General features: G+C 35.5%; 16 protein-coding genes. 9 read left to right on the top strand and 7 right to left on the bottom strand.

The window, feature by feature from the left end:
- Positions 1-10 precede the first annotated feature (10 nt).
- The 7 genes from I6760_RS03450 to I6760_RS03480 form a co-directional block, all read right to left on the bottom strand.
- Positions 11-610 (bottom strand): flagellar basal body L-ring protein FlgH, encoded by a 600-nt coding sequence (locus I6760_RS03450; protein WP_196593103.1) that lies wholly within the window; start codon positions 608-610, stop codon positions 11-13.
- A 22-nt stretch (positions 611-632) separates the two neighbouring features.
- Positions 633-1,616, bottom strand: coding sequence for a flagellar basal body P-ring formation chaperone FlgA (gene flgA, locus I6760_RS03455; protein ID WP_196593104.1), 984 nt, complete (start codon positions 1,614-1,616; stop codon positions 633-635).
- A 15-nt stretch (positions 1,617-1,631) separates the two neighbouring features.
- Positions 1,632-2,426: a flagellar basal-body rod protein FlgG gene (gene flgG, locus I6760_RS03460; RefSeq protein ID WP_196593105.1), complete on the bottom strand. Its 795-nt coding sequence runs from the start codon at positions 2,424-2,426 to the stop codon at positions 1,632-1,634.
- Positions 2,427-2,518: 92 nt separating this feature from the next.
- Complete coding sequence (locus tag I6760_RS03465) at positions 2,519-3,355, bottom strand: flagellar hook-basal body protein (RefSeq protein ID WP_196593106.1); 837 nt, start codon at positions 3,353-3,355, stop codon at positions 2,519-2,521.
- A 125-nt stretch (positions 3,356-3,480) separates the two neighbouring features.
- Positions 3,481-4,494, bottom strand: a complete 1,014-nt coding sequence (mreB, locus tag I6760_RS03470; RefSeq protein ID WP_196593107.1) for a rod shape-determining protein — start codon at positions 4,492-4,494, stop codon at positions 3,481-3,483.
- Between the two features lie 226 nt (positions 4,495-4,720).
- Complete coding sequence (locus I6760_RS03475) at positions 4,721-5,599, bottom strand: GGDEF domain-containing protein (protein ID WP_196593108.1); 879 nt, start codon at positions 5,597-5,599, stop codon at positions 4,721-4,723.
- A 208-nt stretch (positions 5,600-5,807) separates the two neighbouring features.
- Entirely contained in the window at positions 5,808-6,335 is a 528-nt protein-coding gene (locus I6760_RS03480; protein WP_196593109.1) for a GNAT family N-acetyltransferase, read from the bottom strand.
- A gap of 211 nt (positions 6,336-6,546) precedes the next feature.
- On the opposite strand from I6760_RS03480, the gene I6760_RS03485 reads away from it, so the two are divergent.
- From I6760_RS03485 to I6760_RS03530, 9 genes are all read left to right on the top strand, one after another.
- Entirely contained in the window at positions 6,547-7,593 is a 1,047-nt protein-coding gene (locus I6760_RS03485; RefSeq protein ID WP_196593110.1) for a mechanosensitive ion channel family protein, read from the top strand.
- Between the two features lie 808 nt (positions 7,594-8,401).
- Positions 8,402-9,076: a F0F1 ATP synthase subunit A gene (gene atpB / locus I6760_RS03490; RefSeq protein WP_196593111.1), complete on the top strand. Its 675-nt coding sequence runs from the start codon at positions 8,402-8,404 to the stop codon at positions 9,074-9,076.
- A gap of 62 nt (positions 9,077-9,138) precedes the next feature.
- Positions 9,139-9,387: a F0F1 ATP synthase subunit C gene (gene atpE / locus I6760_RS03495; RefSeq protein WP_196593112.1), complete on the top strand. Its 249-nt coding sequence runs from the start codon at positions 9,139-9,141 to the stop codon at positions 9,385-9,387.
- 42 nt (positions 9,388-9,429) lie between these two features.
- Positions 9,430-9,936: a F0F1 ATP synthase subunit B gene (gene atpF / locus I6760_RS03500; RefSeq protein WP_196593113.1), complete on the top strand. Its 507-nt coding sequence runs from the start codon at positions 9,430-9,432 to the stop codon at positions 9,934-9,936.
- Positions 9,930-10,472, top strand: coding sequence for an ATP synthase F1 subunit delta (locus I6760_RS03505; RefSeq protein WP_196593114.1), 543 nt, complete (start codon positions 9,930-9,932; stop codon positions 10,470-10,472). The genes atpF and I6760_RS03505 overlap by 7 nt, the downstream gene beginning before the upstream one ends.
- 19 nt (positions 10,473-10,491) lie before the next feature.
- Positions 10,492-12,000, top strand: coding sequence for a F0F1 ATP synthase subunit alpha (atpA, locus tag I6760_RS03510; RefSeq protein WP_196593115.1), 1,509 nt, complete (start codon positions 10,492-10,494; stop codon positions 11,998-12,000).
- Between the two features lie 57 nt (positions 12,001-12,057).
- Positions 12,058-13,062, top strand: coding sequence for an ATP synthase F1 subunit gamma (gene atpG, locus I6760_RS12675; RefSeq protein ID WP_231036072.1), 1,005 nt, complete (start codon positions 12,058-12,060; stop codon positions 13,060-13,062).
- A gap of 15 nt (positions 13,063-13,077) precedes the next feature.
- The gene (gene atpD / locus I6760_RS03525; RefSeq protein ID WP_196593116.1) at positions 13,078-14,490 is read left to right on the top strand and encodes a F0F1 ATP synthase subunit beta; all 1,413 of its coding nucleotides are present in this window, start codon (positions 13,078-13,080) and stop codon (positions 14,488-14,490) included.
- 3 nt (positions 14,491-14,493) lie between these two features.
- Complete coding sequence (locus I6760_RS03530; RefSeq protein WP_196593117.1) at positions 14,494-14,916, top strand: F0F1 ATP synthase subunit epsilon; 423 nt, start codon at positions 14,494-14,496, stop codon at positions 14,914-14,916.
- Positions 14,917-15,096: the final 180 nt, after the last annotated feature.

Raw genomic sequence — 15,096 nt, forward strand, 5'->3', positions numbered from 1 at the left:
ATCAATACATTTAAAAGAGTATATTAAATATTTGTGACAAAATGCCTTGTCTTTGCTTAGCATTAAGTGGTCCCTTGCCATCAAATTTCAGCGTAGCATCTGCCACCAAATAAGATGGAACTGTATTATCATATGCAACATCATCCGGTCTTACTACTCCACGCAAAGTTATTTTATGTTCATCTTTATTCTGCCATATGGACTGTGTTCCTTGTACAATCATATTACCATTGGGTTGAATATCAACAACAGTAACTGTTATTTTACCACTTACCGTATTAGTATCCTTTGCTGAGCCGTTTGCCTTAAAACTATCAGATTGACCGGCACTTGCCTGCGCTAAAAAACTAAATATTCCAACTCCGCCATTAAGCGAATTACTAGCCGTTTTTCCATTACTGGTGGATTTTGTAGCACTTGAAGAAGAAGATTCACTTATAATAACTGTCAATATATCTCCTATATTTCGTGCCTTTCTATCTGCAAATAAATTCATTGAAGAATTAGTCTGTGATTCAGACCATAAAGATTGGGCATGAACAAAAGACTGCTGATAAAAAAAAGCACTGCATAAAAGGAATATTATAATTACAACTTTTCTTAAATTCATTTTTACCACCTGTAATCAATTCTTAATCACTTATTTCAACGTTAACAGTTTGTGCATCAACTACCTTACCACTTATAATCTTTCCTGTTGATAAATTTTTCACCCGGATATATTCACCCTTACTGCCATCCATAAGGGCTATGCCACTAGCCTTAACAAAAAGGCCCTTTGTTTTTACAATAATCTTGACAGGTGCCCCGCGTTTTATTATATCCGGCATTACCAATAATCTTGCCTTTAGTATATCACCTGGTCTAAGCGGATATCTAGACATCTTACCAGTTACGTCACTTATTTTAGTCAAATAATCAGTGTTTATAGCACCTATTTCTTTTTTTTCTATATGCAAATCAGCTGCAGTCAATATTTCATTAGCACGTAATGGCTTAGAGGCAACTACTACATTATCATATAAATGCATCTGCAAACGACACAATGCCTTATCAACAGTCTGCCCTTTTACTTGCAGATAAACATATACAACAGTAGGAACAGCATACTTTACACCATAGGGGATTTCTGCCTTAAGTGTTAACTGCCCCGGTGGAATAACCATATCCGAAGGTGCAGTCAGAATTTCAGCTGTCCATTGACGTGTTTCTCCAGTTTGCAAAATAACCCGTTTCATTTCTGCTTTTGCTGCTGCGATTATTTTATCAGCAGAAACTGTCTGCGATGCACGTGTCACCTCCACGCTTTGTGGCATACTCCAGCTTATATTACTGCTGTCGACACCTGATGATTGTATCTGCAATCTTAAAACATATGCTGTAAGTATCTTTTCACCACCAGGTTTTCCTATAAAACCAAGTTTCATATTTACAAGATCCTGATATCGCTGCGGATCTTCACAGCTAATATCTGCAATAGACCCCAGTAGTATGTCTTTTCCCCATATTAGTCCTTTGCTATGAATAACAACCTGCGCAGGTGCTGAAGCGGCCAAGGTCTGTGTACAAAATAGGCTAAGTAAAGCAAAAGTAACAATGATAATCTTTCTTATCATTTCCATAACTTCCCATTACCGTTTAAGATTATTAGCAATTTCCAGCATCGCATCAGAAGTCGTTATTGCCTTTGAATTAGATTCATAAGCTCTCTGAGCCACTATCATATTCACCATTTCATCAGCTACTTGTACATTAGACATTTCCAAATATCCTTGGGTTATAGTTCCAGCCCCGTCTTCCCCCGGTGTACTTTCAATAGGATCGCCTGAGGCATTAGTCTGATAAAATATATTTTTCCCCTGTGCTGACAATCCTGCTGGATTGACAAAACGAACCACTGTTATCTGTCCTACTTCTTCAGGTGTATCTGCCCCTGCAGGAGTTGCCGATACTGTTCCGTCTGAACCGATAGTTATTGTATCTGATGGTGCATCTTCCGGAATAGTAATTTCAGGTTCCAACGGATACCCATCTGAAGTTACCAAACGCCGTGTTTCATCTAGTTTAAATGAACCATCACGGGTATAGCCAATTGTTCCATCCGGCATTGTAACCTGAAAAAAACCATCCCCATCAATCATCATATCAGTTTTATTATCAGTAGATTGATAACTGCCTTGTGTAAAAATTCTATTTGTAGCTGATAACTTAGCACCATGCCCAGCCTGCATAGCCGATGGATAAATAGTATTCGGGCCGCTTGTAGCACCCGGTTGACGTAGTGTCTGATACATTAAATCCTGAAATTCTGCACGTTGTTTTTTATAACCGGTAGTATTCACATTAGCTAAATTATTAGAAATGACATCCATATTTTGCTGCTGCGTAGTCATCCCTGTCGCCGCAGTCCAAAGTGCTCTCATCATAACACTAAAACTCCTTCCAAATATACATTATATAAATAAAACTGTAATATAATCTCAAGTTTGACATTAACTAAAAACTACTTTTTAAAACATTATACTCTACCCACATCATTAACAGCCTTATCTAATAAGGAGTCCTGTGTCGTCAAAGCCTTCGAGTCTGCTTCATAAGTACGATAATTATTAATCAGTTTAACCATCTCTCGTGCAACATTAACATTAGATTTTTCTAACCATCCCTGCTGTATCGAACCAGTTGCAGTTTGTGGATTAGCACCTTTTTGCGGCCGATATAAATTATCGCCTTCCTTTAATAATGCACCCCGATCAGAAAAACCTGCTAATTCAATTTTCCCTAAGGAATTACCATTTGCCGTAATAGTTCCATCTGCTCCAATAGCAATATTATCAGTATTAGCCGGCAGGTTTATTGCCCCGCCTGACGTATTTAAAACAGCCTGATTATTTGCCGTCACTAACTGCCCCGCAGCTGAACGATAAAAATTTCCATCACGCGTATAACGTACTCCCTGCGGTGTATTAATAGCAAAATATCCCTGTCCAGTAATCGCCAAATCCAGTTTATTTCCCGTATTTTCCATAGGTCCCTGGTCACGAATAACTGCTATTTCAGCAATCTTAGCCCCGCGTCCTAAAGATCCAATAACAGCTTCACCGCTGCCAGTATCTGCAACAGTTCCTTTTAAAAGGTAATTTCTCGCTGTATCAATATTTTGCAAATCAAATATATTGCCTTTTTGTGTGCTATCATTAATTCGATGTAATAATACCGACTGAAATTCCTCACTGATAGTTTCATCTTTTTTATAACCATTAGTATTAACATTAGCTAAATTGTTAGCAATAGTATTAGTGCGTATTTGCTCTGTAATCATTCCTACAGCCGCAGTATACAGGCCACGCAGCATATTTATCACTCCTAAAAAAAATACAGACTATTATTATGCAATAATACATATATTCTATAAAAAAAGATACATACCTTTTATAAATTCATAAAAAATTATTTTATGTTCTGCTTAAGCAAAATAGATTATCTTCTATGCTTTGCCCGAATTGTCAATTTATCCAGACATTCCAGTGCTTTTCCTGTGCCTAATGCCACACATGACAAAGGATCTTCTGCTAAATATGTAGGAATTGCCGTTTCCTTTTGGATAAGCTTATCCAGTCCATGCAACATAGCCCCTCCACCTGTCATAATTATTCCATGATCCATAATATCAGCAGCTAATTCTGGTGGTGTATCTTCTAATGTTTTCTTTACACAGCGTACTATTGCAATAACCGACTTATTTAAAGCCGCTGCGATTTCATCAGATGTAAGTTTAATCGTTTTTGGCAGTCCACTCAGCAAATCTCTGCCGCGAAAATCCATTTCAACACTACGAGCTCCTTTTATTGCTGTGCCCACATTCATCTTTATATCTTCTGCTGTGCGTTCACCGATCATTATATTATGGTTAGCTTTTATATGCTTTATTATCGCTTCGTCAAATTTATCACCTGCTACCCGCAGAGATTCACTGACTACTATTCCTCCCAAACTTATAACAGCAACATCTGTTGTTCCTCCACCAATATCAATAACCATCGTTCCCTGAGGTTCCGAAACATCAATGCCAACTCCCAATGCTGCCGCCATAGGTTCTTCAATCAAATAAGATGAAGCTGCTCCAGCCTGCCTTGCTGCCTGCTGTACTGCCCTCTTTTCAACTGTTGTCACCTTTGATGGAACACAGATCATAATACGTGGTTTACTAATCAAACTGTGTCCAATGACTTTTTCAATAAAATATTGAATCATTTTTTCCGTTATATCATAGTCAGCAATGACTCCATCACGCAGCGGTCTTATTGCTACTATATTGCCAGGAGTACGTCCAATCATTTTTCTTGCCGCTTCACCTATTTCCAAAATACGATTAGTATCTCTGTCCACAGCAACAACCGATGGTTCACGTAAAACAATGCCTTTTCCCTTTACATATATCAAAACATTGGCCGTGCCCAAATCTATACCAATATCCTTAGACATTCCAAACATTAATATTCCCCCTAAAACTAAAGACTACACGTGTATAACTATATAATATTCCCTCCATATTATCAATATATATTTAGCATCTTTATGTAATATTTCTTTCTCACTAAAACTTTATATTATTATTATACATTTAACAAATTTCCCATCTGCACTCAACAAATAAATATCAATAAAATAAAATACGAAACTTCTCATATTTTACAAGAAAAATTTCGTATTTTAAACTTTATTCGTCACTATCGTTTTTTTTACTTTTTTTAATTTTTTCAGCTGCCATTTTTATTAGATCTTCATAACAGGAACCATCTGTCGGATATACTGCTTCACCTAAATAGTAATCAGCTTCTGGAATACATACTGATTTATTAGACAATTTTAATATTTTTTCAATATCATTTATTTTATTTTTTACCATAATGTCATTTTTAATATTTTTCATAAATATTAAAAATATTTTATTGCCTGCATAAGCTTGCAAATCTTCTGACCTGAATGCGCTTTTTATTTTTTGTCCAAAACTATTTAAAGCATATTCACTCAATACATGTTTTCTTTCATCTTCACTATTATCTGAAGGCGGAATACAACAAAACTGTATCATAATAACTGCATGAATAAAATGTCTGCCACTTTTACTCAAATAATTGTCTACAGCTTTTTTCATTCCCTGTACATTAAGCAATCCCGTTATAGGATCCTGGTCCGAACGAAAATGTATATGTTCTTCTATCATATTATAAGGAGGATTCACCTTCCAAATAACACCAATGGTTCGCATTATATGCTTATTATCATCAAAAAAGGGCTTACTAGCTATTTCATACCAAGAAAATTTTCCCGATGGCCTATGTGAAATATCAAGTAAAATCGGTCCTGATTCTGTGGAATGGCCTGCATAAATCGACAAAAGCACTGCTAAAAAATCTGGATGCACTACTATTTTCTGTACTCTACACATTTTTTTACGATAATCTTCAATCGTACGTTCATTTCCATCATTGTCTGTCAACATCATAATATCATTTACAATATCATAATCATAAATTAATGCCGCTAATCGTTTAGTTAATAATTCTAGTAATATGGAACATTCGTCATTTGTCATTTCAATCTCCTCCTAAATTAAGATTATTTTACAATTACATTCGTTAATCCCTATAGATAATATATATAATTTTTCTTAATATTTTGTTAATATAAAATATTATAAGACTATATCAATAGTTCATAATTCATTAAACTCAGGAGTAATATAAAAGTAGTGCCAAACTCTATACAACAACTATCCTGTTGAGAATCCAGCACCATTAATATTATGCTTTTTTAGAAGAAAAATATTCTCTGGCAAGAATTCCTAAAATTACCAGATTTTCATAAACACCATCCGTTAAAATAGTCTCACGGATAAGCCCCTCACGCACCAGTCCTTCTGATTCATATACATGAAGTGCTCTTGTATTATAATCCTTACAGTCAAGCCAAGCTCTATGAAATTTCAAATCATCAAAAGCCCATGATTTGAGCATCTGCAAAGTTTCATGTCCATATCCTTTACCCTTTACATCTAGAATAATACGTGTAAATTCTATTTCCTTTGCTGGATTATCCAATCCAGCAATCATCAGGAAACCTACTTTTTCATGGGTATCAATTGTTTCTATTATTATATGGATGGCATCTTTAGTATTAAGTGTCTGCATATGGACATCACGTGTATACGGAATAACATATTTAGCGTTTTCCGGTTTGTATTCGACTTCCATTATATAATCCATATCAGATACACCAGCCTGGCGAAAATAAAGACGGTTACCCTTTTTTATTATTTTTTTTTCTTCCATTATTCCACTTCCAACCTTATTTATGTTAAATTCATCTATATTATTGCTATCAATTTATAGTATATAGTATAATACAATGTAATATTAAAGTAAATTATAATTAAGGAAAGTAACTACGTTATCAATATAAATAATAGCTATCTAGCATCTTCTCATGAATCAAGTTGCTATATGTATATTGGCAGACAGTTTCTTTTTAGCAGGAGGAATTATGTTTTCAACCGGACTCTGGACTGACTGGCATTACTGGCTGCAATTATTAATCGTTCCTTTTTTTATTCAGGCAGCTGCCTTTATCATAGGGAAATTATTAAATAAATTTATCAACAAAAAAATCCATAATCATATAGAAAAAAATTCTCTGTCATATGTTTTCGCCAACGCTGTGCAGGGACTGCCAGTAGCATGGTGTTCTGGCATTGGACTGTATTGGACTATAGATTCGTTAAAGCTGACAAATTCAACAATAACAACCCTGTTATCCTCTATTCTCTATGCCGTAATTGTATTTTCATTAACACGCGTTATTGCCCGTACTATATCCGGCATGTTGGAACTTCGCATCAAACGCGGTGAAGAAAATACTCAGGCAACTTCATTATTAACTAATATAATTTCATTTATTATTTATTCTACTGGATTTATTATTATCTTACAGTATTTAGGTATTTCTGTTACCCCACTACTTACCGCACTAGGTGTTGGTGGCATGGCAGTTGCTTTAGGATTACAAGACACACTGACTAATATTTTTTCAGGACTATATATCGTCCTGTCAAAACAATTGCAAATATACGACTTTGTAAAATTAAGTAATGGCGATGTTGGACAAGTCGTTGATATAACCTGGCGTTTCACTAAAATCCAAGCTCCAGCTAATAACATCATAATTGTGCCAAATAAAGATATAGCATCAGGAACTATAACTAACTATAATATGCCTAAGCAGGAAATATCAATTTATGTCACTGTAGGTGTAAGCTATGACAGTGACCTTGACAAGGTTGAATCAGTAACTATAGATGTTGCTCGTCAGGTACTGCAGCAGGTTGAGCATAAAATTGACTTTGAACCAATAGTAAGATTTTTTGAATTTGCTGACTCCAGCATTAATTTCCGCATAATAATGAAATCTAATACCTTTCTAAATCAATATGTAATCAAGCATGAATTTATAAAAGCATTAACGAAACGATACCGCCAGGAAAATATAGATATTCCGTTTCCTATCCGTACTATCATAAGCAACAATAAATAATCGTATGCAATTTAATCAGCTTCTTTTCTACACAGGTTAACTTATATCATTAACAAATAAATACAGCAGGATAGTTATGATATAAAATCTTTCTTTTTTTCTAATTCTTTCTTAATATATAGATATACAATACAAGGGCATTTTTATTTTCTCTTGTCTTTTATAGGTGACTACAGTTTTTAATTACTTCTTTTCATTTTTGCTTGAAAAACAAAAAATAACTGCGTAAAATAATAAATAGCAGCTAATCTTATATAAAAATCATTGCTGGATTTAACTTTTTAATTTTAAAAATGAATTTCTTGTTATAACTATTATTATATGTTATATTTATTTTAGTTTATACTATTTTCATGAAAGGTTGGAATATATGCAAAGTTTTGCGGCTCAACGTGGTCGCTCTATCATCATAGTGATAATATTACTAGCTTTGTTAATTTCTATAAGTTTGTTATTACATGGTAAAATATATTTAATTTCAGCTCTCTTATGCGGCTATATAACAGCTGCTTATTATTTTTTTATGCTTGCAACGCGTATAAAAAAATTGATTTTATTATCTGGATCTGTTAGAAAACCCCACCGCCAGACAGGAATATTATTGCGTATTTTATTTATGTTGCTACTTCTACTTATTATGATAAATTTATCTAAAGAAATTTTTATATTTTTTATTGCAGGTTTTTCCCTTATGTATATCGTAATATTTATTAATCTCATAATTTTTTCTTATCACAAAAAGAATTATTAATTTAGTTATAGTTCTCTTAGGAGATTGCTATAAAAATCCAGTATAGGGAGTGATTTTATGCCTGAAAGTGCAGCTCATGGGTTCATGTTATTTGGTTTATATTGTGACATGAAAACTTTGGAAATGACATGGATGGTCATGGCGGCCATTATTATCATTTCTATAATTGCTACACACAATTTGAGATTAGTGCCTGTTGGATTGCAAAATATATTTGAAATGATTATAACCGGTCTTAATAGTCAAATCGATGTGACGCTCGGTAAACGCGGGTCATTATTTGCACCATTTCTAATCTCATTATTTTTATTTTTATTAATTTCTAATTGGTGGGGCCTCATCCCAGGAATGGCATCACCGACCAATACCCTGAACACTAATCTAGGATTAGCTCTTTTAGTGGTAATTATGATCCATGTATTAGGCCTTTACTATAAAGGGCCAAAATACATAAAACATTTTTTTGAACCATTTGCTCCATTTGTCATAATAAAATTGGTTGAAGAAATAGCTAAACCTATTACACTGTCCTTTCGTCTGTTTGGCAATATTTTGGCTGGTGAACTTTTGATACATATTCTTCCTAAATTATTGCCAAACATCATCGCTGAACTAATTCCAGGTGTTGTTTGGCTTGCATTCAGCCTTTTTGTCGGTGCCGTACAGGCTTTTGTTTTTACAATGCTTTCCACCGCATATCTGGCTGACGGAGTTAAGGACGAAAAAGAATAAATATGCTCATATGTCTTTTAAAGACATAATTATAATTTTACATCTTTAAGGAGGATTTTTTAATGGAAAATACAATTGCAACAGCAGGAGCTTTACTCGGAGTCGGTATTATGCTCGGCTTAGCAGCCTTTGGTGCTGCTATTGGTGATGGTCTTGTCACAGGAAGAATGATTGAAGGGATCTCCCGCCAGCCGGAGGCAAAAAATACTTTGTTTGTTAATACACTGATTTCCGTAGGTTTGATTGAAGCTATGCCTATCATTGCATTGGTTGTTGCGTTTATTATTTTAATGGCTATAAAGGTTCTCTGATTCGAACTAAATAAAGTTTATAGTAAAAGGGGGACAGATAAATTGATTAATCTTCAACCAGGAACACTTATAGTGCAGCTTATCAATTTTATTGTACTGGTCATCCTGCTTAAGAAATTTGCCTATAAGCCTATAATGAAAATGCTTCAAGCTCGTCAGGCTAAAATTGCCAATTCCATAGAATCAGCAGAAAATGATGAAAAAGAAGCTAAGAAAACTTTAAGCGAATATCAAAAGCAGCTTGCTAATGCTCGCGTTAAAGCTCAGGGAATAGTTGACAATGCCGCAAAAAGAGCACAGGAAGAATATGATGCTTCTATTGCTCAGACTAAGCAGGAAATAGAACAAATGCGTCAAAATGCCAAAGAAGATATTGAACGTGACCGCAAGCATGCCGCTATGCAACTAAAAGGTGAGGTTGTTTCTTTATCTATGGAAGCTGCTAGTAAAATTGTTGCAGCCAACATGGATAACGCTGCTAACCAAAAATTAATTGGTGAATTTATTGAAAAGCTCGATAAAGATAAATTAGGTGATTTGTCATGTTAAATATCCAGCTGGTTAAAAAATACGCTGCAGCCATGTTTGAACTGGCCAAAGAAGAAAATATATTATCAACATGTGATAAACAATTATTATTACTCTGTGAACTATTTAAAAAAAATCATGATTTAACTGCATTTATGGATAACCCTCAAATAAAAACACAAGCTAAAAAAGATCTCATGACTAAAATTTTATCTGATGGATTTGAGCAATCAATATGCAATTTTATTTTATTGCTTATTGATAAACATCGTATATCATTGCTCACAGAAATTATTACATGTTTCCACACTCTTTCCAACGAAGCGCAGGGAATAAAAATTGCCTATGTAAAGACAGCTGCCGCTTTAACAAATGAGCACAAAGCCGCCCTCATAAAGAAATTAGAAAATATCACAAAAAAAAGCATACAGTTAAAAACACATATTGATAAATCGATTATTGGCGGTATTATTATAAAAATAGATGATCGTCTTATTGATGGCAGTGTAACAAGTCAAATAAAATCTATAAAAAAACAACTGGTGGCAAATTGTTGATTGGGGTGACTAACTTTTTATGAAAATTAATCCTGAAGAAATAACAGCCATCATCAAAGAACAAATCAAGGATTACAATGTTGATTTGAATGTTGATGATGTTGGCACTGTTATGGAAATTGGTGATGGTATCGCCCATATTCATGGCCTTGATAAAGCCATGGCTGGCGAACTATTAGATTTCGGCAGTGATATATTCGGTCTTGTATTAAATTTAGACCAAGACAGCGTTGGTGCTGTTCTGCTCGGCGGTGAATATAAAATAAAGGAAGGTGCTACCGTAAAACGCACTGGAAAGATAATGCAGGTTCCTGTTGGTGAAGCAATGATAGGTCGTGTTGTAGATGCTTTAGGCCGCCCAATTGATGGTAAGGGTCCTATAGATACTAAAAATTATCGTCCTGTTGAATATCCTGCACCTGGTATAGCTGATAGAAAATCTGTAAATGAACCATTACAAACAGGCCTAAAAGCTATTGATGCACTTGTTCCTATTGGCAGAGGACAACGTGAACTTATAATTGGCGACCGTGGTACCGGAAAAACAGCCATTGCTGTTGATACAATTCTAAACCAACAAGGTCAGAATTGTATCTGTATATATGTTGCCATAGGGCAAAAAGCTTCAACTGTTGCCCGTGTAGTAAAAACTTTAGAAGATCGTGGTGCAATGAAATACAGTATAGTAGTTGCTGCAACAGCAGCTGATAGTGCACCATTACAATATATTGCTCCATATGCGGGAGCAGCTATGGCTGAATACTTTATGTATAAAGGCAAACATGCACTATGCGTTTATGATGACTTATCAAAACATGCTGCTGCTTATCGTGCTATGAGTTTGCTTCTTCGCAGACCACCAGGACGTGAAGCTTATCCCGGTGATGTATTTTACTTACATTCCAGACTATTGGAACGTGCTGCTAAGTTATCCGATGAATTAGGCGGTGGATCAATTACTGCTCTTCCTATAATTGAAACACTCGCTGGTGATTTATCTGGTTATATTCCTACAAATGTTATATCTATTACTGATGGTCAGATAATGTTGCAGACAGAAATGTTTTATTCTGGTGTTCGACCAGCAATTGATGTAGGCCTTTCTGTTTCGCGTGTTGGCGGTAGTGCCCAAATAAAGGCAATGAAACAAATTGCCGGCCGTATGCGTCTTGATTTGGCCCAATACCGCGAACTTGCCGCTTTTTCTCAATTTGGTTCTGACCTTGATAAGGCAACCAAAGATCAGCTAGACCGCGGAGCCCGTATGGTTGAAACATTAAAACAAGCTCAGTATTCTCCTTTGAGCGTTGCTGAACAAATTTTAGTTATTTATACTGCCGTTCGTGGTTTTCTTACTGATGTGGCAATAAGTAAAGTTGCTACTTTCCAAAATGACTATCTTAAATTTATTAATTCTTCTCATCGTGAAATTATTGAAACTATTAATAAACAGCAAAAACTTGATGATAATTTAGAAAATCAAATAAATAAATCTATTGAAGAATTTAAAGCATCTTATTCTCTCTAAAATATTTATTATTTTTATCTCAAGAATAAGCCAACATAAAGGCGAGGTGATTAACTTTTGGCTAGTTTACAGGATATACGCCATCGTATAAAAAGCGTAAAGAATATCCAGCAGATCACTAAAGCCATGAAAATGGTAGCTTCTGCCCGTTTACGCAGAGCACAAGCTGCAGCAGTTGCCAATAAACCATATGCAGAAAAAATGTATCAGGTAATTGGTGATATTGCTTCTAATACTGGGGAAATTTCCCATCCATTATTAGAAGTGCATGAAACCGGAAAAACATTATTTCTTATTATTTCCTCCGACAAGGGTCTGGCTGGCGCTTATGCTAGTAATGTATTCAAAGAAGCTAAAATACATATTTCTGGAACTAATGAAGCCCAGAATTTTGCATTAGAGCAAAAAAGCCGCCCGCACAAATCTTCTAATGATAAAATTACTATGGCTGCTGCTATGCAGCAGACTAATTCTGATATAAAATCACAACAGTTTTTACAAAAAGCTGTATTACACACTGTTAATAAAAATGATCTTGATATTATCACAATCGGACGAAAAACATTGGACCATTTTAAAAACCGCGGATATAATATTATAAATAGTTATATTGGATTTACTGAACGTCCTAAATATGATAATGCCCGCGAAATTGCGGGAGAAATAATGGAGCTGTTCAAAAAAGGTCAGTATAAAAATGTATATATGATCTATACACGATTTGTTTCCGCTATATCATCTACTCCGGAAATTGTAAAATTGCTGCCATTTGAAAATATTAATAAAAAAGCTTCTAAGCCGCATTCTGAATATATTTATGAACCATCAACCGAAACTGTACTTGGTTTTCTGCTACCACAGTATTTTGTAACAATGATCTATGCTGCATTATTACAGGCTGCAGCCAGTGAATTATCTAGCAGAATGACAGCGATGAGCAACGCTACAGACAATGCCCAGGATCTAATGGCTAAATTAGATTTACATTATAATAAGGTACGTCAAGCCAACATTACCCGCGAAATCACCGAAATCGTGGGCGGTGCAGAAGCACTGAAGTGAGGAGGTTTTTAATCATTGGCTAAAGGTAAAATTGTACAGGTCATAGGACCTGTCGTAGATATTGAGTTTCCCGCTGAGGAATTGCCAGCAATTCTAAATGCAATAACAATAACGGGTAAGTCTGGTGATATTGATATTGATCTTACTGTAGAAGTAATGCAGCATCTGGGTGATGGTATCACCCGGTGTATAGCCATGAGTTCTACTGATGGATTGACTCGTGGAATGGAGGCTGTTGACACGGGCTCTCCCATAAAAGTTCCTGTAGGTGAAGAAACTTTGGGTCGCGTATTCAACGTATTAGGAAAAACTGTTGACCATAATCCCAAACCGGTTGGGAACAAGGAATTTTGGCCTATTCATCGTACTGCACCAAAATTTGACGAACAGGAAACTTCTACTCAAATTTTAGAAACAGGTATAAAAGTTGTTGATTTGATTGCCCCTTATGCCCGTGGCGGTAAAATTGGACTGTTTGGCGGTGCCGGTGTTGGTAAAACCGTCCTAATAATGGAACTAATTCATAACATTGCTACACAGCATGGCGGCTATTCTGTTTTTTCCGGTGTTGGTGAACGTACCCGTGAAGGTAATGACCTTTGGTCGGAAATGACAGAATCAGGTGTTATAAATAAAACGGCATTAGTATACGGCCAAATGAATGAACCACCTGGAGCTCGTATGCGTGTAGCACTTACCGGACTAACCATGGCAGAATATTTCCGCGATGTACAAAATCAGGATGTATTACTATTCATTGATAATATCTTCCGTTTCATTCAGGCAGGTTCAGAAGTTTCCGCATTACTGGGGCGTATGCCTTCAGCCGTTGGCTATCAGCCTACACTAGCTACAGATGTTGGTGCATTACAGGAACGCATCACTTCTACAAAAAAAGGATCTATAACTTCTGTTCAGGCAGTATATGTTCCGGCAGATGATTTAACAGACCCGGCTCCTGCGGCTACGTTTGCCCATCTTGATGCTACAACAGTACTTTCCCGTCAAATATCTGACCTTGGTATTTATCCGGCTGTTGATCCACTCGATTCAACTTCACGTATTCTTGATCCTAATGTCATTGGTCAAGAACATTATGAAGTTGCCCGCGGCGTACAAGAAGTTCTACAAAAATACAAAGAATTACAGGATATTATTGCTATACTGGGTATGGAAGAATTATCTGATGAAGATAAGCTTACTGTTACCAGGGCGCGTAAAATCCAAAGATTTCTGAGCCAGCCATTTGCCGTAGCCGAACAATTTACTGGTACACCGGGAAAATATGTTCCGTTAAAAGAAACCATCCGTGGTTTCAAAGAAATTCTTTCCGGTAAATATGATGATTTACCAGAAAGTGCTTTCTATATGGTCGGTGGCATCGATGAAGTTGTAGAGGCAGCAAAAAAAGCTAAGCAGGAGGGATAATCCATGGCAACCGTCAAATTGGAAATTGTTTCTCCAGATAAAATAGTCTATTCTGAAGACATTAACATGGCAATAGTCCGATCTACAGGCGGGGAGCTGGGTATATTACCCAAACATGCTCCCTTATTGACTGGACTTGTTCCCCATGCTATGCATATAAAAAAAGATGACAATGAAGAATTAATTGCTATTGCAGGTGGTTTTATGGAAGTAAACCCTGCTAAAATTACTATTTTAGCTTCCGCGGCAGAATTACCCATAAATATAGATGTAAATCGAGCTAAAAAAGCCTATGACAGAGCTAAGGAACGACTTGATGCTTTTAAAAAAGCTCCTGATGCACATCAAGATATAGACTCTTTTCGCGCCCGTGCAGCATTAGAACGCGCTATAGCCCGTTTAAAAGCGACTAAGACAATGGATTGATTGACTTTGTATAAAAGCTGTAGTATTTTTTTACAATACTACAGCTTTTATTTGCTTTTATTACTAAGATACTATACTATTATCTTAGTAATAAAAACTGCTATAATTTATTATTCAAATAATTTTCCATCTTAAAATGCGCTTTAATTATATTATTAACACATGAGTATTTTATATCAA

It is taken from the genome of Pectinatus sottacetonis (assembly GCF_015732155.1).
GTDB lineage: Bacteria > Bacillota > Negativicutes > Selenomonadales > Selenomonadaceae > Pectinatus > Pectinatus sottacetonis.